Annotated in this window: 24 protein-coding genes; 5 read left to right on the forward strand and 19 right to left on the reverse strand. The window is 46.5% G+C overall.

Annotated features, from left to right (window positions below):
• Positions 1 to 128: 128 nt before the first annotated feature.
• From MHI55_RS20250 to MHI55_RS20280, 7 genes are all read right to left on the reverse strand, one after another.
• A complete protein-coding gene (locus MHI55_RS20250; RefSeq protein ID WP_076251128.1) occupies positions 129 to 953 on the reverse strand; it encodes a purine-nucleoside phosphorylase in 825 nt (274 codons plus the stop codon).
• A gap of 129 nt (positions 954 to 1082) precedes the next feature.
• Positions 1083 to 1973: a tyrosine recombinase gene (locus MHI55_RS20255; RefSeq protein WP_076251126.1), complete on the reverse strand. Its 891-nt coding sequence runs from the start codon at positions 1971 to 1973 to the stop codon at positions 1083 to 1085.
• A 75-nt stretch (positions 1974 to 2048) separates the two neighbouring features.
• The gene (locus tag MHI55_RS20260) at positions 2049 to 2291 is read right to left on the reverse strand and encodes a DUF4227 family protein (protein WP_017687632.1); all 243 of its coding nucleotides are present in this window, start codon (positions 2289 to 2291) and stop codon (positions 2049 to 2051) included.
• A gap of 158 nt (positions 2292 to 2449) precedes the next feature.
• Entirely contained in the window at positions 2450 to 2917 is a 468-nt protein-coding gene (locus tag MHI55_RS20265) for a Fur family transcriptional regulator (RefSeq protein WP_036607866.1), read from the reverse strand.
• A 107-nt stretch (positions 2918 to 3024) separates the two neighbouring features.
• Positions 3025 to 3654 (reverse strand): stage II sporulation protein M, encoded by a 630-nt coding sequence (gene spoIIM, locus MHI55_RS20270; RefSeq protein ID WP_017687629.1) that lies wholly within the window; start codon positions 3652 to 3654, stop codon positions 3025 to 3027.
• Between the two features lie 161 nt (positions 3655 to 3815).
• The gene (locus tag MHI55_RS20275) at positions 3816 to 5036 is read right to left on the reverse strand and encodes an endonuclease Q family protein (RefSeq protein WP_076251124.1); all 1221 of its coding nucleotides are present in this window, start codon (positions 5034 to 5036) and stop codon (positions 3816 to 3818) included.
• A gap of 2 nt (positions 5037 to 5038) precedes the next feature.
• The gene (locus MHI55_RS20280; protein ID WP_051447058.1) at positions 5039 to 5632 is read right to left on the reverse strand and encodes an NUDIX hydrolase; all 594 of its coding nucleotides are present in this window, start codon (positions 5630 to 5632) and stop codon (positions 5039 to 5041) included.
• A 122-nt stretch (positions 5633 to 5754) separates the two neighbouring features.
• On the opposite strand from MHI55_RS20280, the gene MHI55_RS20285 reads away from it, so the two are divergent.
• The gene (locus MHI55_RS20285; protein WP_100527202.1) at positions 5755 to 5889 is read left to right on the forward strand and encodes a Z-ring formation inhibitor MciZ; all 135 of its coding nucleotides are present in this window, start codon (positions 5755 to 5757) and stop codon (positions 5887 to 5889) included.
• A gap of 153 nt (positions 5890 to 6042) precedes the next feature.
• Here MHI55_RS20285 and MHI55_RS20290 read toward each other — a convergent pair whose 3' ends face one another.
• Positions 6043 to 7176 carry a M20/M25/M40 family metallo-hydrolase gene (locus tag MHI55_RS20290; RefSeq protein WP_036607871.1) on the reverse strand — a complete coding sequence of 378 codons (1134 nt, stop codon included), beginning with the start codon at positions 7174 to 7176 and terminating at the stop codon, positions 6043 to 6045.
• Between the two features lie 305 nt (positions 7177 to 7481).
• Between MHI55_RS20290 and prli42 the strand changes: the two genes are divergently transcribed.
• Positions 7482 to 7583, forward strand: coding sequence for a stressosome-associated protein Prli42 (prli42, locus tag MHI55_RS20295; RefSeq protein ID WP_017687624.1), 102 nt, complete (start codon positions 7482 to 7484; stop codon positions 7581 to 7583).
• Between the two features lie 26 nt (positions 7584 to 7609).
• Here the strand turns inward: prli42 and lipB are convergent, their stop codons facing one another.
• From lipB to lpdA, 5 genes are all read right to left on the reverse strand, one after another.
• Positions 7610 to 8317, reverse strand: coding sequence for a lipoyl(octanoyl) transferase LipB (lipB, locus tag MHI55_RS20300; RefSeq protein ID WP_076251122.1), 708 nt, complete (start codon positions 8315 to 8317; stop codon positions 7610 to 7612).
• Positions 8318 to 8428: 111 nt separating this feature from the next.
• A complete protein-coding gene (locus tag MHI55_RS20305; protein ID WP_076251120.1) occupies positions 8429 to 9874 on the reverse strand; it encodes a dihydrolipoamide acetyltransferase family protein in 1446 nt (481 codons plus the stop codon).
• Between the two features lie 47 nt (positions 9875 to 9921).
• A complete protein-coding gene (locus MHI55_RS20310) occupies positions 9922 to 10908 on the reverse strand; it encodes an alpha-ketoacid dehydrogenase subunit beta (protein WP_017687621.1) in 987 nt (328 codons plus the stop codon).
• Between the two features lie 2 nt (positions 10909 to 10910).
• The gene (locus MHI55_RS20315) at positions 10911 to 11939 is read right to left on the reverse strand and encodes a thiamine pyrophosphate-dependent dehydrogenase E1 component subunit alpha (protein ID WP_017687620.1); all 1029 of its coding nucleotides are present in this window, start codon (positions 11937 to 11939) and stop codon (positions 10911 to 10913) included.
• 139 nt (positions 11940 to 12078) lie between these two features.
• Positions 12079 to 13503 (reverse strand): dihydrolipoyl dehydrogenase, encoded by a 1425-nt coding sequence (gene lpdA / locus MHI55_RS20320; protein ID WP_076251118.1) that lies wholly within the window; start codon positions 13501 to 13503, stop codon positions 12079 to 12081.
• A gap of 230 nt (positions 13504 to 13733) precedes the next feature.
• Here lpdA and MHI55_RS20325 point away from each other — a divergent pair, with 230 nt between their 5' ends.
• Positions 13734 to 14045 carry a DUF2627 domain-containing protein gene (locus MHI55_RS20325; protein ID WP_036607881.1) on the forward strand — a complete coding sequence of 104 codons (312 nt, stop codon included), beginning with the start codon at positions 13734 to 13736 and terminating at the stop codon, positions 14043 to 14045.
• Positions 14046 to 14108: 63 nt separating this feature from the next.
• On the forward strand, positions 14109 to 14456 hold the full coding sequence (locus MHI55_RS20330) for a potassium channel family protein (protein WP_076251116.1): 348 nt from the start codon (positions 14109 to 14111) through the stop codon (positions 14454 to 14456).
• 8 nt (positions 14457 to 14464) lie between these two features.
• Here MHI55_RS20330 and MHI55_RS20335 read toward each other — a convergent pair whose 3' ends face one another.
• The gene (locus tag MHI55_RS20335; RefSeq protein ID WP_076251114.1) at positions 14465 to 14677 is read right to left on the reverse strand and encodes a hypothetical protein; all 213 of its coding nucleotides are present in this window, start codon (positions 14675 to 14677) and stop codon (positions 14465 to 14467) included.
• A 177-nt stretch (positions 14678 to 14854) separates the two neighbouring features.
• Between MHI55_RS20335 and MHI55_RS20340 the strand changes: the two genes are divergently transcribed.
• Positions 14855 to 15454 carry a thymidine kinase gene (locus MHI55_RS20340; protein WP_017687615.1) on the forward strand — a complete coding sequence of 200 codons (600 nt, stop codon included), beginning with the start codon at positions 14855 to 14857 and terminating at the stop codon, positions 15452 to 15454.
• A gap of 121 nt (positions 15455 to 15575) precedes the next feature.
• Here the strand turns inward: MHI55_RS20340 and MHI55_RS20345 are convergent, their stop codons facing one another.
• From MHI55_RS20345 to MHI55_RS20365, 5 genes are all read right to left on the reverse strand, one after another.
• Positions 15576 to 16052 (reverse strand): hypothetical protein, encoded by a 477-nt coding sequence (locus MHI55_RS20345; protein WP_017687614.1) that lies wholly within the window; start codon positions 16050 to 16052, stop codon positions 15576 to 15578.
• A gap of 534 nt (positions 16053 to 16586) precedes the next feature.
• A complete protein-coding gene (locus MHI55_RS20350) occupies positions 16587 to 17237 on the reverse strand; it encodes a hypothetical protein (RefSeq protein WP_340386690.1) in 651 nt (216 codons plus the stop codon).
• A gap of 209 nt (positions 17238 to 17446) precedes the next feature.
• The gene (locus MHI55_RS20355; RefSeq protein ID WP_340386693.1) at positions 17447 to 18484 is read right to left on the reverse strand and encodes an NAD(P)/FAD-dependent oxidoreductase; all 1038 of its coding nucleotides are present in this window, start codon (positions 18482 to 18484) and stop codon (positions 17447 to 17449) included.
• A 159-nt stretch (positions 18485 to 18643) separates the two neighbouring features.
• Complete coding sequence (locus MHI55_RS20360; protein WP_340386695.1) at positions 18644 to 20617, reverse strand: AraC family transcriptional regulator; 1974 nt, start codon at positions 20615 to 20617, stop codon at positions 18644 to 18646.
• Between the two features lie 188 nt (positions 20618 to 20805).
• A complete protein-coding gene (locus tag MHI55_RS20365) occupies positions 20806 to 22704 on the reverse strand; it encodes an AraC family transcriptional regulator (protein WP_340386697.1) in 1899 nt (632 codons plus the stop codon).
• Between the last annotated feature and the right edge of the window lie 112 nt (positions 22705 to 22816).

A 22816-nucleotide genomic window follows, 5' to 3' on the forward strand; every position in this document is an offset into this window, starting at 1 on the left:
TGTGGTCATAGCCAAAAAAAACGCACTGCACTCAAGGAATGAGTAACCGTACGTTCAACACAACAAAAAAAGGTTACCCCCCTATGATTTCTCATCCAAAGAGGTAACCTTATCTACTCAAATCTTGCTTACATTTGTGGAATAACTGCCACTACCAGCGCCAGGAACGACTCACGCACACGTTCCGTCGTCTCCATAACCTCATCATGTGACAGTGGCTGGTCCAGAATTCCGGCAGCCATGTTGCTGATACAGGAAATACCGAGTACTTCCAGGCCCGCGTGGCGTGCCACAATCACTTCAGATACAGTGGACATGCCCACTGCGTCTGCGCCCAGTGTACGCAGCATTCTGATCTCTGCAGGTGTCTCATAGTTCGGACCGAGCATACCTGCGTATACCCCTTCACGTACGTTAAAACCTTGTGATGCAGCCGTATCCTTCGCCAGCGCACGCAAACGGCGGCTATATGCTTCGGACAGATCCGGGAAACGCACGCCCAGTGCAGCGTCATTTGGTCCGATCAGTGGATTTTTGCCTGTGAGATTCAAGTGATCCGAGATCAGCATCAAGTCTCCAGCTTCATACGACGTATTCACGCCGCCTGCAGCATTGGTTACAAGCAGGCTGCTTACACCCAGTTCTTTCATAACCCGTACCGGGAAAGCTGTCAATTCCGGACCATATCCTTCGTACATATGGAAACGGCCTTTCATCATCACGACTGGACGACCTTTAATGGTTCCGACCAATAGTTCACCTTCATGTCCTTCTACTGTGGACACTGGAAAATGCGGAACATCCTGATAAGCAATACTTACGCCATCTTCAATCAGTTCTGCCAGTACGCCAAGACCTGAACCCAAAATCAAACCTACTTCCGGCTTGATGGAGCTTTTGCTTTGAATATAAGATGCTGCTTCCGAAATCATTTGTTGGTTTAATGCTGTCATGCGATGTATGTTCCTCCTTGAGTTGAAACGATCCGTCTTATGTATAACGGCGTTTGGATGTATTCAATTTATTTTATCCTAAATCGGCCCAATGTTCCGCATTTATTTGTGAATGCCATGCGTCAAAATCTATCTTGCCCTCGGATGATGGGTTTCATAGATTTCTTTCATGGTTTTGCGACCATGATTGCCATATTGTTGTCCAGGCTGCTCCACGTGACCCAGCATGTCTTGAACCGCACGTGTATCCGCCCCATTGGCAATCAGGTGTGCTGCAAACGAATGACGAAGGGTATGCGGCGTAATTTCTTCCGAGATTCCCGCATCCACCGCCGCTTTTTTGAGCAGCTTCCAGAAGCCCTGCCGGGTTAAACGTCTGCCAGATACATTCACGAATAGTGCCTGCTCGGCCGAATCGGTTTTGAGCAACTTGTTGCGGAATTCCTCCACATATACACTTGCCCAATGTGCAGCTGGTGCACCGATGGGAAGGATACGTTCCTTGCCCGCCCCACCGCATCGTATAAAGCGCATCCCTGGCTGTACATCCCGAATGTCAAGGGCAATCAGTTCCGAGACCCTAATGCCTGTAGCATATAACAGTTCAAGCATCGCTCGATCTCTCACACCCTGCGGTGAACGAGTATCAGGCGCTGTCAGCAGTTGTTCGATCTCTTGGATACTTAACACCTGTGGTGGCGTCTTGTCCGCCTTGGGAGCTTCCACATCAAACGTAGGGTCCTGTATAATATCACCCCGTCGCATCAAAAAATGAAAGTAGGAGCGCAGAGATACGATGCTGCGGGCAATGGTTGCATTGGCACGTCCTGCCTGTTTGAGCTGACCTGCAAACAGGACGACATGTGTACGTCTGACCTGGTCGGCTTCGCGTATGCCATATTCCTTATCTGCAAATTCAATGAACTTGTCCACGTCTCGGAGATACGATTCAAGCGTGCTGCTCGACATCCCTTTATCATCTTCCAAGTATAAGGCGTAGGCGTGTATCGTCTGTTTCATGTACAACGCTCCTCAACTGACAGATCTGCCGCTCTGGCAGACTGCTCCCGTATTTGCATCCCTGGCTGTTTGAAGCTACTCCCCGTACCAATAGAACAAACGGAGACGCTCTGCCATCGTAGGACGTCCTTCTCCATTACCCGGCCAATCCGTTTCCTGAAATACTTTGATTGCATTGCCAGTCGGCATCTGATACTGATCCACAGGTGAGATCCAGCCATTAAACAGATCCAGAACATGATAGAACAGATAAACTAATGCAGCAAAAAATATAATAAATCGAATAAAACGGAGCCCTCTCCGCACTGATATAATCATGGGCGCGTCCCCTCCTGATTCGAATCCGGTATTGTCCTTGAATCAGGGTATGTCCATAAACACAGGTTTATGCCATTCGGGGGAAACTCCAGATCATGTCCGGTGCCAAAAAAGCTCTCCCGTCAAAACCGCCGGTGAGAGCTTGAAGATATGCTATGTTATTCTTCATCTTTGGGTTTCTGTTCATTTTTAGCTTTGCAACGATAACAAATTCCATGAAAGTCCAGTCGGTGATCTACTACCGAAAAGTTGAATTCCCGCTCCAAACGCTCTTCAAGCGGTCCAAGCCAGTCTTCACGTATTTCATCCATACTTCCGCATTGAACACAGATTAAGTGATGATGGTGATGCTTGGATGTATCTCCGCGCAGATCATAACGCGCTACACCGTCGCCGAAGTTGATTTTCTCTACAACATGCAGCTCACTCAGCAGTTCGAGGGTACGGTACACGGTTGCCAGACCGATTTCGGGAGCCTTTTCTTTAACGAGCATGAATACATCTTCTGCGCTCAGATGATCTTCTTCATTCTCAAGAAGTACTCTTAAGGTGGCTTCCCGCTGGGGCGTTAATTTATATCCTTGGGACTGTAGTTGCTGCTTAATTTTATCAATCCGTGCTTCCATTTTCTCCCTCCCCCTAGGAAATCACTGCACACTGCAACTTAACCCACTCTTTTCATTATAGGGGGAGTGCGTAATTAAAGTCAACATTTTACACTATACGGTGCACGTTAGGCCGGTAGTAACATTGGCGTGACCCAACGCATCATTGCAGGTGTAACCCATGTTTCAAAAGACGCCACGCCGAGCAGCAATGCAGCCATAACCAAAGTTAACACTATATATGAAGCAAAAGGCCTTTGTCGACCAGGTGTTCGCTGCATCAAAACACGATTACGAATGATGTATAACGAGAACGTCATCGCCGCTACACTGCAGATCAGGAGGATCGGAATGACAAATAGATTATGCGGTGCCACGGACACCAGTGCAAACAGTAGCCCTTTCCAGGAATACTGTCCAACAAGGTACCCCACTGTGAATCCAATGAGCACACCTTTCAAAAAATCCAGAACCAGTATACCGGGTAGTCCAACGACGGATAAACCCAGAATAAAGATCAGACCCACCCATTTCAGATGGAGCATGGCAATGTCCCAATATGCCCCGGTCTCAGTCACTTGTGCACTGTGCTGCACGGTCATGAAGAAATTACCGAGATAACCCTCCAGATCCTGACGTTGCTCGAGAGACAATGCGTTCACCATGAGCGCGCCAAAAATGACGCCGACCAGAAACAAGACGGCCACGAATACATATAACGAAGTTTGACCTTTAAATGTAAAGTAGGAAGAGCGCATACAGGTACGAGTCCCCTTTCCGGTATCATGCTGCAAGGATTTTCATTTACATCCTCATAGTCATTCTTATGAACCGGAATGCACCTGTATGACTTCTTGTCCAGATTGGACCTCTGTATAGCGAAAGCTATATGAGTTGAACTAAAGATTATTTACACCGGTCACTCCGAGGCTTTTTCCTGAACAGCAACCTTTCCGTACGTACCGCCACCTCCGGAGGACAGCTCCAGTTGTCCGTTCCGTGCAGCCACAATCAAGCCTGCCAGCACAGGTCCAACAACCGCAGCAAGCTCTTCCTCACGCGTGCGATGAAGTACGTTCATTTCTGTACCAAAATGGTCCAGTAGCTGGCGCAGTTTGGCTTTGCCAAGTCCCGGGATGAACTCCAGTGGCACCTGATAATGATAGGCTGGTCTGTTTGCAGGAACATGAGGATTCTCTCGATCAGAGATCGCCAGGATGCGATCCAGCACCCCCTGCACCAGCTTCAGACTGCCACAGTGCGGACAGCGCTCTGCTGACATCGCTTGCTCATCCATAATGCTGCCACATGCTGCACAGTAGGTACGATGATATTTGCCCAGCCTTGGATTCAGTCCATAATTGGCCGCAATTTTCCTGCCGGCTTCTCCTTGAAGTGCCATACGGAATTCATCAAAAGAAGGGGCAGCAACTTGCAGCTCGTTATACTCCCGTCCAATCTTACCGAGCGAATGAGCATCCGAATTGGTCAGAAACGGTACATGATCCAACTCCCGAATATAACTGGCCATGGATGAGTCCGAGCTTAACCCCAGCTCTACCGCATCCACGAGACGGGTATCCAGTACATCGCCCATACGGGACGCCGTACTGCCATAGATGCCTTTATGCGGTGTAAATACATGTGCAGGAACAATAAGTCCACCACGGGCCTTAATCTCCGTCTGCATCTCAAGAGCGGGCACGTAGACCCGCTGAGAACTGAGATTCACATTTTTCATATAACGTTTCATCCAGTCCGTGAAGGACTTCATCGTTTTCAAATCACGGAAGTACGCCAGCATATGGAACTCACGCATTCCAGGCTCGCGCAACTCAATCTCTGTACCCAGCAGAATGGTCGTGTCCTGGTAGGCAATACCGCCGCCCTCAATCTCGGACATGGTGCCACTCTCCAGCAATTGCTCAATATCCGTCTGTACAACCGGAGAATGACAATCAATAACACCAAGTAAATGAATTCCTTTGCGATCCGATGCTTCCCGGGCAATATTCTCAAATGTCAGATCACGACTGCCGCTGATTTTCACGGCCTCCCCACGTGAGGTTCGTCCGATGTGGATATGCAGGTCTGTATAACAGGGCTCCCACATCGTGGACGTTTCCAGTTGATCTTGCATCCTTAGAACCGTCCTGTCGTTCTGTAAAGGTCCCACGCGTACACGGCCATCATCGTTTTGGCATCGCTAATCCGGTTCTCGTCCATAAGCGCATAAGCTTCCTCCAGAGTTATTTCGGCAACTTCAAGGAATTCATCTTCGTCCAGCGCCATGTCCCCTGCTTCCAACTCTTCAGCGATGTAAAGATGAATGATCTCATCTGCGAACCCCGGTGACGTGTAAAACGAACGCAAATGACGCAGCGACTTGGCTACATATCCCGTCTCTTCTCGCAATTCACGTGCTGCGGCAACTTCCGGCTCTTCTCCCGGGTCCAGTTTTCCCGCAGGAATCTCCACTTCGGTGCGTCCCATTGCCTGACGATACTGATCCACAACAAGCATGCGATCCCCATTCAGAGCGAGTACAGCTACCGCTCCAGGGTGCCGGATTATCTCACGTGTAGCCGTCTGGCCATTCGGTAGTTTAACGGTATCGACTTGAAGTGAAATCACTTTGCCCTCGAAGATTGGCTTAGTGGATACGGTCACTTCATCTAGTTTTGGATTGGCAGGTTGCGCCGCGTGGATGGATTGGGCAGATTGATTTGGTTTCATTGGTTCTTCAACTCCATATCGTAGGATTATATATTCGGTTAATGTATATATCTCTTATTTTGGGCATATGGTGAGCGTATAGAACTCTCACAGCAAATATAAACGAATCAGGGGGACTTTCAATGAATAGTTATATGACGCCTCAATCCTTACACGTGGTAGGACAAGCACGGCAAGTACAGCTCATACTCAAACAATGGTTACGCGAGTGGGGCCCGGATGCCAAGTTAATCGATCTCCTCGCTGGACGCAAATGAATGGGTAATCGATCCATTGTTTCAATTTGATCCTAAATTAACGAGTCTTCTCACTTGAAATATAACATGAATTCACAAAAAGTCCGAATCCGATACAGATAGACCGGGTTCGGACTTTTGTCTAACAACATGTGAGGTAACATGTGCTCTATATTATTTCTTGTCAGCTGCCGTTTCCTGAATAATAGCTACGACTACCTGGGATAACTTCACAATGTCTTCGGCACGAATACGTTCTTTGGTTGTATGAATATCCTCATACCCTACCGCCAAGTTCACTGTTGGAAGGTCGAATCCGTTAAAGATATTGGCATCACTGCCACCACCGGAAGCAAACGTACTTGTCTCCAGCCCAATACTGCGGATGGCACGCTGTGCAAGTTGTACAACTTCGTGTTCATCATGGAAGCCAAATGCAGGGTAAAGGATCTCACTTCTGAATTCAGCTGTTGCACCGTATTTGCGACAAGTCGTTTCCAACGCGTCACGCATCTGTGCAACCTGCAATTCAACTTTCTCCTGCACAATACTGCGAGCTTCCGCTTCAAGCTGTACAAAGTCACATACCACATTGAGTGCTGACCCACCCTGGAATTTTCCAATGTTTGCTGTTGTCTCGTCATCAATTCTGCCCAGTGTCATCGCTGCAATTGCTTTTGCGGCAACCTGAATGGCGCTGATCCCGTCTTCCGGATTCACGCCAGCATGGGCAGACTTACCATAGATGCTCATTTGAATTTCAGCTCTCGCTGGAGCAGCAACACAGATCGTGCCTACAGCTCCATTAGAATCCAGCGCATAACCGAACTCGGCATCGATATCCTTCGGATTCATGGCACGTGCACCCACCAGTCCAGACTCTTCGCCGACCGTAATGACAAATTGAATTTTACCATGTGGAATCTTGTTTTCCTGGATCACACGAATCGCTTCAAACAATGCCGCAATCCCTGCTTTGTCATCTGCTCCCAGGATCGTTGTTCCATCACTGCGGATCCAGCCATCTTCACCCAGTTCAGGCTTGATTCCCTGTCCCGGCGTCACGGTGTCCATATGACATGTGAAAAAGATCGGTGCAACCCCTTCAGTTCCTTCGGCTTCCCAGGTAATGACGAGGTTTCCGGCGCCATGTCCGGTTTGCTCCATGGTATCATCCTCATAGACATGAAGACCAAGCTCTGCAAACTGTTCTTTTAACACCTTCGAGATGTTCTGTTCATTTTTCGTTTCACTATCAATCTGCACCAGTTCCATGAACTGATCGATAACACGTTGTTGTTTAATCATAGGACTTTCCTCCCTCTCGTAGATACGGTACAATACAATTACTATGGCTTGTTTATTTTATGAGGTTGTTCAAAAAGTCTGCTTTTGATTACGAAGGATGCCTGGCGGCATCATCAGCATCGAATATGGAATTCAGCCGAAATAAGCGGGAGGCTTACGAAGTATGTTTCCTTTGGAAACATTGTGGTTGCTCACATAGTTTTCCCTACGCTCCGCTACTCCATTTCTAGCTTCATCCCATCTTCTTGGTACTGAAAACCAGTCTTTTTGAACATACACTTTATGTTGAAAGGAGTTCTCTCATCATGCAAAAAAAGAAATGGTTCAAAATCATCATCTATCTCATGCTGATCGCCATGATCGGGTCCACCCTTTTCATAGCTCTCGAACCGTTGCTGTTTGGATAGCAACCTAAAGCCTTTCGACGACCTGTTTACAGACGTTGAAGGGCTTCTTTTTCCGTGACCCAATTAATTTGATATTGAAAAATACGATTAAAGTACGGAACAATCTCCTGCGCTACTTGCTCCACCGCATAGGACTTGCCCGTTATATCCTCCAGTGAGGTAACGCCATACTGTTCAATCCCACAAGGAACAATCCCCTGAAAACCTGCATGTTGAATGCCTGAGCTGATGTTAAAAGCAAACCCGTGACTGGTCACAAAACCGCGGCGGTGTTTGCAACGATTAAACTTGATGCCGATTGCAGCAATCTTCATATCACCAATCCACACACCCGTGTAACCCTCTTTGCGTCCAGCTTCAATGCCCTGGTCTGCGAGATAATCCATAAGCACCTGCTCAAGTTTCCGTAGATAGCCGTGCAGATCCAGGTCTTCATCCCGACCAAGAATCAATAACGGGTAACCTACCAACTGGCCCGGGCCATGATAAGTAATATCACCGCCACGGTCAATTTGAAACAAAGAAATCCCTTGCTCACGCAACTCTTCCGGACTGAGAAGCAGATGCTCCGGATGATTTTGTGAGCCGATCGTATACGTTGGCGGGTGCTGTAAAAGTAACATCTGCTCCGCTCCCTCGCCCTCGTCCAATCGCTGCACAATCGCTTTCTGGCGGTTCCAAGCCTCTTCATAATCAAGCATTGGTATGTATGCAACATCCAGCAGCTTGCTCATGATTCCCCACACCCTTCTGCTTCAGGTTCAGTGTACAATTGAGCCCCTGTCCGTAGACAGCAGGAAAAGTGCACGGCCTCCGGCACATACACTTTCCCGACAACTATTTACTTAATACACCTTGGTCTCCATGGTATATCCTTCAAGGTTTTCTTTGACACGTTGCAAGAAACGTCCGCTGATTACCCCATCCAGGATTCGGTGATCCAGCGACAGACACAGGTTAGCCATCGAGCGAACAGCGATCATATCATTAATAACCACTGGTTTCTTGACAATCGACTCGAATGTAAGAATGGCTGCCTGCGGGTAGTTAATGATTGGCTGGGACAGGATCGAACCAAATGAACCGGTGTTGTTCACCGTGAACGTACCACCTTGCATATGGTCCAGCTTCAACGTACCTTCACGTGTTTTACGAGCTAGCTCATCGACTTCACGGGCCAGACCTGCAATATTTCGCTGATCGGCATGTTTGATTACGGGTGTAAGTACAGAATCTTCGGTTCCTACCGCCATGGACAGGTTAATGTCCCGTTTGACGATAATTTTGTCCACTGCCCATACCGAGTTCATGATTGGGTAGTCTTTAATCGCGTTAACGACTCCCTTCATCATGAAGGACAGATATGTCAGATTGATGCCCTCCTTACGCTTGAACTCATCCTTGAGTTTATTGCGCAGCATCACAAGATTGGTTACATCCACTTCGATCATCGTCCATGCATGCGGGATTTCCGATACGCTTTGACGCATATTCCGGGCAATGGCATTACGCACAGGGGTAACATCGATGAAATACTCCGATCTTCCCTGGCCGCCACCTTCCACTTCGATCTGTGGAATTTTCGGACTTTCGGTTAGATGAATGCCTGAATGTCTCACAGGAACACCTGCATCAGACGCTGAGATCGCTTCTCCAGCGGTTAAACCCATTTCTCCATTTCCACGATTCACTCCGCTGAATGGAGAAGCAGACGGCACACCAGAAGGCGCATGCTGTGCTGCAAGAGATGATGCTTGTGCAGACGATCCAGCCGCGTTACCTCCTTGTGCAACAAATGTCAGCACATCTTTGCGGGTAATACGACCACCGGCACCTGTGCCTTGGATACTTTGCAAGTTCAAGCCATGCTCTGCTGCCAAGGATTGCACTGCCGGGGAATACCGATTACGCATCGGCTGGTTCGGATCATGTCCTGCTGTATTTGACGCGGCAAGAGGAGTGGGGCTCGCATGTTGCTGCACTTGCTCCTGTTGCTGCGATACTTGTGTTACTTGCTCAGCCGCTTCTTCGTCAGAAGCTGCGACCTGCATGCGGCAGATTGCTTCACCAACAGCAATCGTTGTGCCCTCTTCCACCAAAAGGTCACCCATAATTCCATCCACAGTGGATGGAATCTCGGCATTAACTTTATCAGTGATTACTTCACAGATCGGCTCGTACTGTTCCACACGGTCGCCCGGTTTTTTCAACCATTTGCCTATGGTAGCCGAGACCAGCGATTCCGCCAATTGCGGCATAATGACCTCGATCCATTTCATACGTTCAGCCATTTGATTATCACTCCAAACTTTACTTTTAAACGATCCAAAAAACGAAATTAAAACTCGGCAAGTGTACGCATTGCTGCTTTGGCTTTGTCCTTGCTCAGCATGTAGAATTTCTCCAATGTTGGGCTAATTGGCATGGCCGGCACATCAGGTCCGCAGAGACGCTGAATCGGTGCATCCAGTTCAAATAGACATTCCTCACTAATAATCGCGGCAACTTCGGCACCTACACCACCCGTTTTGTTATCTTCGTGTACGATCAGCACTTTGCCTGTCAGACGAGCGGAAGCAATAATCGCTTCACGATCCAACGGTTGCAATGTGCGCAGATCCAGAACGTGTGCTGTAATGCCTTCTTCACGCTCCAGCTCCTCAGCAGCCTGCATAACAAAATGCAGCGGCTGGCTGTAACCGATCACCGTAATATCCGCACCCTCACGAAGTACATTGGCCTTACCAATCGGAACGATGTAATCATCTTCAGGCACATCTTCCTTGATAAGTTTGTAGCATTTTTTATTTTCAAAAAAGAGTACCGGGTCCGGGTCGCGAATAGCGGCCTTGAGCAGTCCCTTAGCATCGTATGCCGAGTAGGGAGCTATAATTTTCAGACCAGGTGTACCAAAGAAAATCGATTCCGGACATTGGGAGTGATACAACCCACCGAAGATCCCGCCACCAATCGGCGCACGGATAACAATCGGACAGCTCCAGTCATTGTTGGAACGATAGCGAATCTTCGCCGCTTCACTAATGATCTGGTTGGTTGCCGGCAACATGAAGTCCGAATATTGCATCTCGGCAATCGGCTTCATGCCATACATCGCTGCACCAATCGCAACACCTGCAATAGCAGATTCAGACAATGGTGTGTCCATCACTCGCATTTCGCCAAACTGATCTTGCAGCCCTTTAGTTGTGGTAAACACACCACCTTTGAGACCTACGTCTTCACCAAGGATAAACACATTTTCATCCCGTTCCATCTCTTCTTTCATCGCGAGACGGATTGCATCAATATATTCCATCACTGCCATACTTACCGTCCCCCTTCTTCGCTGTCCGCATAAACGTGCGTCAGAGTGTCCTCAGGTTTAGGATATGGCGCGTTGTCTGCATATTCAGTTGCTTCTTTCATTTCCAGCGCAAGCTGGGAAGCCAGATCCGCATCCCGGGCTTCGTCCCAGATGCCGCAATCGATCAAGTAGTTCTTCATACGAGGAACGCCATCTTTCTTCCAGTTCTCCTCAACTTCCTCTTTGGTCCGGTAAGCCAGATCATTATCGGAGGTGGAGTGAGGTGACAACCGATACATCATCGCTTCAATCAGTGTCGGGCCTTCTCCGGCTATGGCACGGCGACGCGCTTCCTTCACTGCAGCATATACTTCTAATGCATCGTTACCATCTACACGAAGTCCGGGGAACCCGTATCCTTGTGCTCGATCGGATATTTTGCCGCTCAACTGTTTGTGAATCGGTACCGAAATTGCATATTGATTGTTCTCACACATAATAATGACAGGCAATTTATGCACACCTGCAAAGTTGGCTCCCTCATGGAAGTCACCCTGATTGCTTGATCCTTCGCCAAACGTAACAAAAGAAACAAATTCTTGCTTCTTCATTTTGGCAGCCAGTGCAAATCCAACAGCGTGCGGAACCTGTGTTGTAACCGGGCTGGAACCCGTCACAATCCGCAGCTTTTTGTGACCGAAGTGACCGGGCATTTGCCGACCGCCACTATTCGGATCTTCTGCCTTCGCAAAAGCAGACAACATCAACTCACGCGGAGTCATGCCTACCGCCAGTACAAAACCGTAATCGCGGTAATAAGGTAAATAATAATCGTGATCCCGATCCAGACCAAAAGCAGCACCTACTTGCGCAGCTTCCTGTCCTACACCGGATACGTGAAAGTTAATTTTGCCAGCCCGTTGCAAGAGCAAGCAACGCTCGTCAAACTTGCGCGCGAGCAGCATGTATTTGTACATATCCAATACTTCACCATCGCTAAGTCCCAGCTGTTGATGCCGGTGGACCGCGTCTGCAGTACCTTGTGAACTCATATGAGGTACCTCCTTTTAATCAGAGCCTGTGCCACTCTTACTACCCGATCTTATAACCTGGTACTAAGACTTGGCTTAACCTTATTATAATCCCTTTTACCCAAAAAAGGAAAGGACCTTTCTCATAAGCTTGTTTGGCTTACATTCCAATGGCCTTTCCATCGACCGCCAACATGGCTTCACCCATAATTTCCGACAGAGAAGGGTGCGGATGAATGGTTTGTCCGACTTCCCAAGGTGTGGCATCCAGCATCTGAGCCAGAGAAGCCTCAGCGATTAATTCCGTCACATGGGTGCCAATCATATGTACCCCCAATATATCATTCGTCTTGGCATCTGCGATCACCTTCACGAATCCATCCCGACTTCCGTGAATAAGCGATTTGCCAATGGCCGAAAACGGGAACTTGCCTGTTTTAATGTCATAGCCACGTTCTTTGGCTTCACGCTCGGTGAATCCGATGCTTGCTGCTTCCGGACGTGTGTACACACAGCGCGGGATACGGTGGGATTCTACGGCATGTACCGTTTTGCCCGCCAGATGATCGACAGCGAGAATGCCTTCATGACTTGCGGCATGTGCAAGCTGCAAACCGCCGATGCAGTCACCAATGGCGTAGATGTGACCTTCACCGGTCTGTAACTGTTTGTTCACAGCGATGAACCCACGCTCCAGTTTGATATCTGTATTTTCGAGTCCGATATTTTCGACATTAGCCTGACGTCCAACCGACACGAGCATTTTCTCCGCTCTTAGCGTTTCCTGCTTATCTTCACCAAGCTGCACATCAATCTCAATGCCCTCTTGATCCGTGTTATATGTTTCGGTTAGAACGGTGGCACCTGTCAGGAAACGGACACCTCGTTTGCCAAGCAATCGCTGCATTTCTCTGGCAACATCCTCATCCTCGGCAGGCAACACGTGAGCAGCTGCTTCTACTACTGTGATGTCTACGCCAAAGTCATTCAGCATGGATGCCCACTCCAATCCAATCACACCCCCACCAACAATGATGAGTGATGCAGGAAGTTCATCCATACGCAGTGCTTCGTCGCTGCTCATTATGAATTTGCCGTCCGGTTCCAGGTCCGGCAACACACGTGGACGCGAACCAGTGGCAATGATGAGATTGGTTGGAACTACCGTATCCATCTCGCCATCTTCAAACTCCACAGCGACTGCTCCGCTCTGCGGTGAGAAGATGGATGGTCCGATGACGCGACCTTTCGCGTGTACAACCTGGATTTTATTTTTTTTCATCAAATATTGAACGCCCTGATGGAGCTGTTCGACAATTGCATCCTTGCGCGCCTGTACTTTGGGAAATACAAGTGTAGCTCCAGCTGTCTCGATACCATACGTCTCGCTCTCCTGGATTTCGGCGTATACTTCCGCACTTTTCAGCAAAGCCTTACTCGGAATACAGCCACGATGCAGACAGGTACCGCCAAGCTTGTCCTTCTCAATGATAACAACCTGTTTTCCCAGCTGTGCAGCCCGGATCGCGGCTACATATCCACCGGTTCCTCCTCCAAGAATTGCAACATCACATGTAATTGGCATCTCTCATGCTCTCCTCTATGAATCAAATTTCAATATAATTTATGATGGCTTAAATCATGGTTTGGCTTATACCCTCTATATGCCATTGTACTCTCCTTGAGCGGTCAACTCAAAGTTTGAACCAATCACACATGGACAGCCTATGCATTCCAAGCTATGATGGAATCAGGTATGATCTGTAAGCGTAACCTTTATTTAATGTCGACTTTGGCAGAAAGGGTATAATGCTCATGAATACAAGATTGGTCTTTGCGCGATTTTTGGCAATTGTTGTTCTGGTCATCCCCGGGTTAATGGCAATGAAGGGTTTTCTGATGATGAAAGATGCCCTGTTCCTATATTATGCCGAGCACGGGAACGAACTGATTTCACCAGGATTCCAGTGGCTTTCCTTTGGCGGTGGACTTGTCCTTTTTGCCGCAGGTATGAGTTTTCTGGGAGGCTGGATCTTGTTCCGTGACCGCAAGCGTAATTATGTAGGTCCCCGTTTCCGGTCCAAAAGTGTACCCGAAAAAGCAGAGACGCCCGGAAGGACTCCATGAGTCCGGGCTTTTTGTGTGTTTATACAACACACCGCCTACTTTACATAGACAGGATGGATCATCATGGTATCATTTCTAATCACGTTACAACGATTGCTCAAAGGCATTTTCCATGCGTTCAAAGACCCTAAGTTTCTGGCTCTGTTCGCGTTAACGGCAGCAACGTTGCTATCAGGCACTTTATTTTACACTCGTGTTGAAGGTCTGCACTGGATCGATGCGTTATACTTCTGTGCGGTTACCTTGACTACGGTGGGACATCCTGACTTTGTGCCAACCACCGGATTCAGCAAAGCCTTTACCGTAATCTACATGTTTGCAGGCATTGGTCTCACCTTTGCCATGATTGCCAGAATTACAGCAGGTATTCTGTTCCCTCGCAAATTAAAGACAGAAGAGGACCCGGAGTAATCTCCGGGTCATTCGTATAAGGCATCCCGCAGTTTGGTAGACATACGTGATTCTTTGGAAGAAGACTTCAAGATCGTTCTACGCAAGGTAAGGTTACTTGCCTGCAGTCTCTCCGCTTCTGCGAACAGTTCTGCAAATAACACCTGCGCCGCTTCATCTAGAGATCCCTGTTCTTTCAGGCTTTCATATCGCTCTTGAAGTGATGATAATGCTTCACTCATACTAAAACACCTCTTTTCACAACTCCTGTTAACTAGCTGCCGTAACCAATACCTTAACATTCCATATAGTAACACAAAGCTGCGCAGATTAGTTCTGGCTCTTTCCAAAGATTTTGTGGTACTCTGTAAAGGTCGCTTTTTTTGTTGAATCCCGTATGTGAGAGGAGTAGCAGCACCGTGCAAACAGGACGTATTACCGTAATTACTGGACCCATGTTCAGTGAAAAATCCGGTGAACTCATTCGCCGTTGTCAGAAATTAATACAATTTGGCCGTAAAAAGGTTGTGGCCTACAAACCAGCCGAGGATAATCGGTTTGCCCAGGACGAGATCGTAAGCCGAATTGGTTACCGACTCCCTGCTCATTCCATTCCCCGGCAATTAACCCCGGAATCTGTAGAAATGATCTTGAACCAAACCATAGATGCTGATGTTGTTGCATTTGATGAAGTACAATTTTTCAGCAGTGCCATTATGGAACTTGTCTCGGAGTTAGCGTATTGTGGCAAACATGTCATTGTGGACGGACTTAATATGGATTACCGTGGTAAGGAATTCGGATATGTCGGTGGTTTGCTTGCCATGGCAGATGACATTGAGAAACTCTCGGCTTTCTGTGCGGTATGTGGCAGCCCGGATGCAGCCTTTACGCAACGTATCGTCAATGGGGAGCCTGTTACCTTGGGTCCGGTTGTCATGATTGGCGATTCAGAAGCTTACGAGCCACGCTGTCGTTGCTGCTTCATTCCTCCTCACAAAGTTGAATGCTCATCATAATTTCTAAAAGATCGATCTTAGATATTTTCCAAAAAGGCCCCATGGGGCTTTTTTTGTTATAGAGCAAACATTCGTACAAAAAAGCACCGCTTCGCAGCGATGCTTCCAGAGTCACTTCCCGCTAGTCCCGGGAAACAAAATATTTGTTGGTCATGTAGTAAGCGTCACCACGCGACGTTTCCACCATTCCTTTTTTGGCATCCAAAAATACAATTTCTTTACACTTTGTACAGTACCATTTTGTGCGCTTGTATGGGGATTCCGTCACATAAGCCGTGCCACATTTACAATCAATCTTCATTAATAACTCGGTTGATTTATAAGCACTGGACAAGCGTTCCAGGTTATCCTGCTGCTGTGTAGGCATAATGGTCTGCTGATAATCCGATAAATGATTTTGAACCTTGAAGTCTGCTACCAATCCTGCATTCAATCCAAAAAACTCCTTGCCGATTTCGGTCACGAAGCGCTTCTCATTTCTGTAGCAATCCAGCCACTCAATAATCTGCTTATTAGACAGTGGAACCGTACCCTTGATACCGCTGTTTAAGGTGTAGGTCATGATGTATAAAGTATCGTCTTGTCTACCTGAGTACATTAGAATCCTCCTTCGAATACATTTGCTAATGTACTACAAAAACGCGCATAAATCAAAAAATTCTTATTTCCTGAGCGCATCTCTTCTTATTAAATGGGAAACATTCCACGTTCATCCGCTAAAGACTTACAAGAACTGCATACACCTGAAACATTTCCCTGTGGCGCGGCATAATGCACGACCGATTTAACGTTTTTCTTGCATATGGAACAGTAGTGCCTCCTTTCCTTTTTTGGGATATAATCCGATAGCTTAACCACGTTTTTGTTCGGTCGGAATCGTTGTATGAAACCCGGCCATTTCATCTCGCTTCACTCTTTCTTGTTCGTCTACTTCGTAGTCATTTTTTTACTCTGGGCTAATAATCATCTCGTCTTTTTTTATGTATACGATTCCAAGTTGTGCGTGCCTATCTCATAATCTATTCGACGTTTTGAGCGTTTTTCCTGTTTTTAATCTCTACACATATAAAAAAAACCGACAGAACCTGCTCTCCTTTTTTTCGGAAGAACAGTATTTTAGTCGGTTCCAGCCTTATTTATAAAAAGTTCCCAGAACGTCCAGCTCTGATGAACGCTCAATTCGAAATGGATAGATATACCCCTGATTCATTCGGGTAAATTTGCGGCTCCACAGATCCAGTCCCGATGTGAACTGATAGGCCTGATATATAAACTTGGAGCAGTAATTGCGCTCAATACTGCGCAGATTGGTCTGTAAACGGTAGAATTTTACCTTCTTGTAATGGTCTTGTACCCACCCGGCTGCTTTCATTCCAGCCTCATTCAATCTGGAACGGAATACAATGAAGCGATCTCCTTCATAAAATCGCGTCAGATACCACTCTAATGAATCAGCAAATACAGGCCCATAAGGGTGCACATGATACACCTTGCCGTCGAGACCGATAATGCCCATATGCCCGGCGTAATACGTCGATTCCGAGCTTGGCGTGTACACAATATCCCCTGGCTCTAGCTTCATCTCGCCCAACACGTTAATAGGCAAGTCCTGATGAAGCCGTTTGGCTGCTGATCGTTCACGCCGCCCTTCAACCAACAAGCGATGAAGCACGCCAGCCAGTGCGAGATACATTTCAGACCATTTGATCTTTTTTTTATCAGATCGTTTGAACCACCGCTGGATGAAGGTGAAACCTCGTTGTGGCTGTGATCCCTTTTTCATACGCTGCACTCCACTCTGATCTAGTTATTGTATCTTGATGTTATTCTACTGTTTCTCAGGCTTATTATAGACATTTGGTAGTGTATATTCAATTCGGAAGCTGTTAGTTCTGGTGAAATTATGCCTTTATAATACCCATTTTATGCAAAAAAGATGACTTCGGGATTAAATTACCCCGAAGTCATCTTAACGTATCCAATTGCAGACTTTTATTCTTCTACAACACCTAGAGCTTTATTTTTCTCCTTAAAGCGACTGTTATGGGAAGAAACATAAGCCACTTTTTCCGCTTCAGGGTCCATGTAAAGCTTCGCACTGTTTACCGCTAGGGCTGCATCCGTGAAAGTACCTGCAATCAGATACAGTTTGCTACCATAATCTACAAAATCACCTGCGCCAAATACGCCGGGAACATTGGTTTGTAATCTCTCCGTTGTAGTGACATGCCATTCGCCAAGATCAAGTCCCCAATCCCGGATTGGACCAAAGTCACTCTTCATGCCGTGGTTTACAATGACAGCATCTACTTCAAGCAGTTCAGTTTCGCCTGTGTCCACGTGTGAGATAGTCACCTGTTCAATCACATCACCACTCATACTATGCAGTGTCTCTACCGCATATGGTGTACGGACATCTACAGAGGATTCTCTCATACGCAGTACATTACGCTCCAACCCGCCAAAGCGGTCACGACGATGCACAACCGTAACTTGCTCTGCCAGGGATTCCAGTTCATTCGCCCAGTCCACAGCAGAGTCGCCTCCACCCGAGATCAACACGCGTTTACCACGGAATGGCTCCAGTTCTTGCACGGTATAGTGCAGATTGCTAACCTCGTAACGGTCTGCACCTTCAAGCTCCAGCTTGGCCATTTTATATATACCATATCCGATTGCCATAATGACGGTACGTGTCCAGTGTTGCTCACCTGTTGCAGAAGTTAGCAGAATTGTACCATCAGGTTGACGCTCGAATCCTTCGATCTGTTGTTCAAATACGAGGGTTGGCTCAAAAGTTCTTGCCTGTTCTTCCAATTGTTTGATCAGATCTTCACACAGAATTGGCGTCACACCCCCGACATCCCAGATCATTTTCTCCGGATAAAAGAGCATCCGACCTCCCAATCTGTCACGTGCCTCAATCAACTTGGTCTTCATATCTCGCATGCCGCTATAAAAGGCAGAGTACATGCCCGCAGGGCCACCGCCGATAATGGTTACATCATAAAGTTCCAACTGCTGATTCATATTAAAAATACCTCCGTTAATTCGATCCAGAACATCGAGTATTTGATATCGATTCTCATTATCACTTAAATCCTAGTGTAATGGTAATCTTATCAAAATACAATGGCTAAAAAACAAACATTTCTTGTACAAAAATTTCACGAACACATCTGCTCTTTACTATTGCGCTCTTGGAGCCGCCAACAGCTTTTCAACGACAAAATCAAGTTGTTTATTAATTGAATAGATATCCGAATAATAGAAGAAATCGAAATCAATCTCAATCAGACGACCTTCCTTGATCGCTGGGATACTGCTCCATATTGGATTATCTGTCAAGTTATCTGCCCCTTCATACACCGAACGAAACACGTAGTCCCCGATATATTCAGGCAGTACTTCCATGGATAGATTAGAGCCTCCCGCTTCCGAAACTACATCAATTTTCTTTTGTACCACTTCAGGTGCTTTCATCCCCAAGTATTCATATAGTGCCTGAGATCCTCGGCCATATTGCTTGCTCTCTACAACGACCATACCTTTCAAACCGCCCTCCACAATGGAAACCGTTTTGTCCAATATGCCTGCATCTGCTAGTGTTTGCTTACTCTCTTCGACTTTGCTATTAAGATTATTGATTAATGTCTCAGCTTCCTGTTCTTTGCCAAAAATACTCGCTATACTCTGGAGTCTTTCTTCTGTTGTCATTTTCTCGTATGGAATATATACCGTTGGTGCGATATCCTTTAACAACGTATACGTCTCTTCTGAAGGAACAATGATCAGATCCGGATCAAGGTCAATGACAGCTTCAGGATTCGGTTCGAACCAGGTGCCTAGTGAATTTACACCTTCAAGCTCACTCTTGTAGGCAGCCCCGTTGAATACTTCAGATGTAGCAATTGGCTTAATTCCAAGCGCAACGACGTCTCCCTGGAGATATAGTACAACAACCCGTTTCGGATTCGCTGGAACAACTACGTCGCCCTTAACGGTTGAGACCGTGCGTGTTTCATTGTCTTTGTTTGTCTGGCTTCCTGTGTCTGATGATACTGCCGTACTGCTGTTATTGGAACTGGCACCCGTTCCTTCGCCAGCTGCTGGTGTTGTTGCTGTACCTGAAGAGCAGGCTGCGAGGAGCATCGTTATGCTCAATAATGCAACCATAATCATACTGGAACTTGTTTTTCTTCTTTTCATTGGTGTAGACCCTCCGTCTATATATTGATAATGATTCTCATAATCAATATATCCCGACTTCCATCTTCGGCCAATGGACGATTCAGAGATTACCAATGGACGATCCTCTGCTCTCGCTTCTTCTCTTATCTTTCGTTGATACTGAATCGGAGAGATTCCCACATGTTTTTTGAAGATACGACTAAAATAATACACATCCGAATAACCCACTTCTGCTGCGATTTCACTCAGCGTTGCATCAGATCGTACAAGCAGATTTCGAGCCTTGGCGATTCGAGTCTGAATTAAATAATCAATGGGACTGTAACCCGTCTGTCGTTTGAATTGCATGGATAAATGTCGGGAACTGTAGTTGAACTGTTCAGCCAGGAAATCAAGCGTGACCTGTTCCCTATAATGGTTCTGTATATAACGAAGTGTTTGTTTCACCGGGTCAGCAAGCTCTGTTTTGATCTCCTGCTCTGCCAATTGAACCATCATTTCATGAATGAACTGGTAAAATAAACTTTTGGTATGAAGCAGATCCAGACTGCCAGATTGACTCCATGCACCTTCAAGCTCATCAAGGTAACGTAATAACCCCAGCGGACTACTTGGCGCAAATCCATATTGCAAAGAGAACGGTGCAACTTGCGGCTGTGCCAATAACCACTTTTTACGATAACTAGGAAAGGCAAGGAATGCTCTGTAATAGAGCAGCATATATTCGAAATCTTCGTTGGTTTGGATATCCAGTGAAGATCCTTTGGCCCCATGAAGCATGTAGAACCGCTCTGCCTTGTATGTTTGTCCATCCAATTGAAGCACAGCCGATCCTCGAATCGTATATATAAAACCATTTGCCGGAAGTGTGTAGGAACTCAGTTGTGCCCCTGCCTCCATAACGATTCGGCGTATATCCAGAACCTTAACAGCGGCATGATTCCAGCATTTCATCTGTTCGTCTAATTGCATCGAATACTCTCCAATCCCAACCTCACCCGGAACAAAGGCCTTACAAGGTCATCATTCTGCCACACATCCGATAACATATGCGTAGCAAAGGTTCACTAATGTACCTTTATTATAGATGATAATAATTTTCATTATCAACTGAAATTTAGAGTGGAATTGGATTTCACCTCATCAATCACTTGTTAGACTTAATTTGGTTCAGAGATCTTCGTAAACCACGCGGCCAATTCCTCTGTTTGATCCAATGTTGCAATCGGGTCAAAGTACCATGAACGATCCGGGCTCCAGATAAACACACGATCATTTTTAACCGCATCGAGTGAACTCCAGACCGGTTTCGATTTCAACTCTTCCAGGGTCAGATTATCTGCTGTTAGAATGATATAGTCTCCGGCAAATTCAGGAATCGCTTCCGATGAAACTTCAACCAGTTGATCCTTCATTAAGATCTCTTTTTTATCTGCAGGAGGATTCAAACCAAGCGCGCTATAGACTGCCTGACCTCCCCGACCAAAATTATCACCAAAGGCCAACGGTGCTTTATCATAGAACTGCATGACCGACACTTCGGCCTGCGGATCAATCGCCTCACCAACACGTTTCTTGGCATCTGCAATTCTTGCGTCATAATCGGTTAACCATGCCTCAGATTCTTTTTCTTTATTTAACACTTCACCGAAATAGGCAATTTCTTCGTGGGTGTTTTTCAATTCGCCATAAGGTACAACCAAGGTAGGTGCAATCTTGCTAAAGGAATCAAATAAATCAGGATTACCTGTCACAATGAGATCCGGTTCAAGTTCCAACACCTTTTCGAGAGAAATGGTTTCATATTCACCTATATTCTGCACGCCCTCAAGTGATTTGATAAAATAAGGATTTTTCAGGTTCATCTCGGGTGTACCCACAGGTTTGATCCCCAGGGCGATCAGACTTCCCAGATACAAGTCAACCACAATCCGTTTAGGTTCAGCAGGGATTGTAATGTCTCCCTTAACCGTTGAGACTGTGCGGGGTTCCAATGATTTGCTTTGATTATCCGCTGTTACTGTGTTCGTGGAACTTGATGTACTTTTGCTTCCGGAAGCATCCCCGCTCGAATTACTGGCAACACCTGTTGAGCAGGCACTTAGCAGTAACGTAAGACTTAGTAAAATGCTAAGCAGCATTCCCGTTCTTGTCTGTCTGTTCATATTTATTGACCCTCCGTGTTTATATTGATAATGATTATCACCATCAGTATAAACATACCTTCCACTTCCACCTCTGAAAATGTCATTTCGCGCCACACCTGATGTCAGATCAGGCCAATTTAGAGGTGCTGAGGTCTTTTCTTTAAATTGCAGAGGAGAAAGACCTGTATGTTTCTTGAACATACGCCCCAAATAATATCCATCCGGATAACCGATTCCTACAGCGATCTCATCCAACGTGGCGTCCGTTTGCAGCAACATCTCTTTGGCTTTGAACAAACGAAACTGAATCAGATAATCGATGGGACTGGTTCCAGTCGACTGCTTGAACTTGCGTGACAAACTTCTTGGGCTGGTGCCAATCATTTCTGCCAAAACATGAAGTGTAAGTGGCTGGGTGTACGAAGACTCTACAATTTCAATGACTTTGCTGACCTGATCCAACATACTTGGATAGCGATTGGATACACGAGGAATCTGTGATGAGATCTGCTCCACAAATGCATAGAACAAACTCTTGGCCTGAAAGTGCTGAATAGGGTTCTTTTGATCCCACAAAAAGTGCATCTTTTTCCATTGCTCATATAGAATGGTTGGCATATCGGGGGTAAAGCCATAGTTCATTTGGAACGGATTGATACGCTCCATTAACCTTCCCAGATCATTTCTCCCTCCACTAGGCAGGTTTGCTTTGTACATCAAGTAATATAGGCGCAATCCGGATTCGCCTGCTTGAATCACCAACTTACTCCCTTTTCCCCCATGGAAAATATAAAAGCGACTCACTTCATATGTTTGATTGTCAATCGTCACTCCAGCATCACCCTGAATGGTGAGTACAAAGGTACTTGTCGGAAATTTGTATTTCATCTCTTCATATGCCTCTAATTCCATGTAACGGATATCTGTTATACTCACCGCAGCATAGTTCCAGAGGATATAATAATCATTCCACATTTTGCTAACCCATCTCCGTCTACATAGATTGTGTCTGAACTTCCACTCA

The organism is Paenibacillus sp. FSL E2-0151, assembly GCF_037993015.1.
GTDB lineage: Bacteria > Bacillota > Bacilli > Paenibacillales > Paenibacillaceae > Paenibacillus > Paenibacillus amylolyticus.

Coding starts and splice junctions, on each gene's coding strand:
- MHI55_RS20290 (WP_036607871.1), bottom strand. CDS start 7,176: ATGATTAAACAACAACGTGTTATCGATCAGTTCATGGAACTGGTGCAG.
- MHI55_RS20305 (WP_076251120.1), bottom strand. CDS start 9,874: ATGGCTGAACGTATGAAATGGATCGAGGTCATTATGCCGCAATTGGCG.
- MHI55_RS20310 (WP_017687621.1), bottom strand. CDS start 10,908: ATGGCAGTGATGGAATATATTGATGCAATCCGTCTCGCGATGAAAGAA.
- MHI55_RS20260 (WP_017687632.1), bottom strand. CDS start 2,291: ATGATTATATCAGTGCGGAGAGGGCTCCGTTTTATTCGATTTATTATA.
- MHI55_RS20285 (WP_100527202.1), top strand. CDS start 5,755: ATGAATAGTTATATGACGCCTCAATCCTTACACGTGGTAGGACAAGCA.
- MHI55_RS20255 (WP_076251126.1), bottom strand. CDS start 1,973: ATGAAACAGACGATACACGCCTACGCCTTATACTTGGAAGATGATAAA.
- spoIIM (WP_017687629.1), bottom strand. CDS start 3,654: ATGCGCTCTTCCTACTTTACATTTAAAGGTCAAACTTCGTTATATGTA.
- MHI55_RS20330 (WP_076251116.1), top strand. CDS start 14,109: ATGGTATCATTTCTAATCACGTTACAACGATTGCTCAAAGGCATTTTC.
- prli42 (WP_017687624.1), top strand. CDS start 7,482: ATGCAAAAAAAGAAATGGTTCAAAATCATCATCTATCTCATGCTGATC.
- MHI55_RS20315 (WP_017687620.1), bottom strand. CDS start 11,939: ATGAGTTCACAAGGTACTGCAGACGCGGTCCACCGGCATCAACAGCTG.
- lipB (WP_076251122.1), bottom strand. CDS start 8,317: ATGAGCAAGCTGCTGGATGTTGCATACATACCAATGCTTGATTATGAA.
- MHI55_RS20275 (WP_076251124.1), bottom strand. CDS start 5,036: ATGCAAGATCAACTGGAAACGTCCACGATGTGGGAGCCCTGTTATACA.
- MHI55_RS20355 (WP_340386693.1), bottom strand. CDS start 18,484: ATGAATCAGCAGTTGGAACTTTATGATGTAACCATTATCGGCGGTGGC.
- MHI55_RS20360 (WP_340386695.1), bottom strand. CDS start 20,617: ATGCAATTAGACGAACAGATGAAATGCTGGAATCATGCCGCTGTTAAG.
- MHI55_RS20335 (WP_076251114.1), bottom strand. CDS start 14,677: ATGAGTGAAGCATTATCATCACTTCAAGAGCGATATGAAAGCCTGAAA.
- MHI55_RS20365 (WP_340386697.1), bottom strand. CDS start 22,704: ATGGAATTAGAGGCATATGAAGAGATGAAATACAAATTTCCGACAAGT.
- MHI55_RS20345 (WP_017687614.1), bottom strand. CDS start 16,052: ATGTACTCAGGTAGACAAGACGATACTTTATACATCATGACCTACACC.
- MHI55_RS20250 (WP_076251128.1), bottom strand. CDS start 953: ATGACAGCATTAAACCAACAAATGATTTCGGAAGCAGCATCTTATATT.
- MHI55_RS20280 (WP_051447058.1), bottom strand. CDS start 5,632: ATGAAACCAAATCAATCTGCCCAATCCATCCACGCGGCGCAACCTGCC.
- lpdA (WP_076251118.1), bottom strand. CDS start 13,503: ATGCCAATTACATGTGATGTTGCAATTCTTGGAGGAGGAACCGGTGGA.
- MHI55_RS20325 (WP_036607881.1), top strand. CDS start 13,734: ATGAATACAAGATTGGTCTTTGCGCGATTTTTGGCAATTGTTGTTCTG.
- MHI55_RS20265 (WP_036607866.1), bottom strand. CDS start 2,917: ATGGAAGCACGGATTGATAAAATTAAGCAGCAACTACAGTCCCAAGGA.
- MHI55_RS20350 (WP_340386690.1), bottom strand. CDS start 17,237: ATGAAAAAGGGATCACAGCCACAACGAGGTTTCACCTTCATCCAGCGG.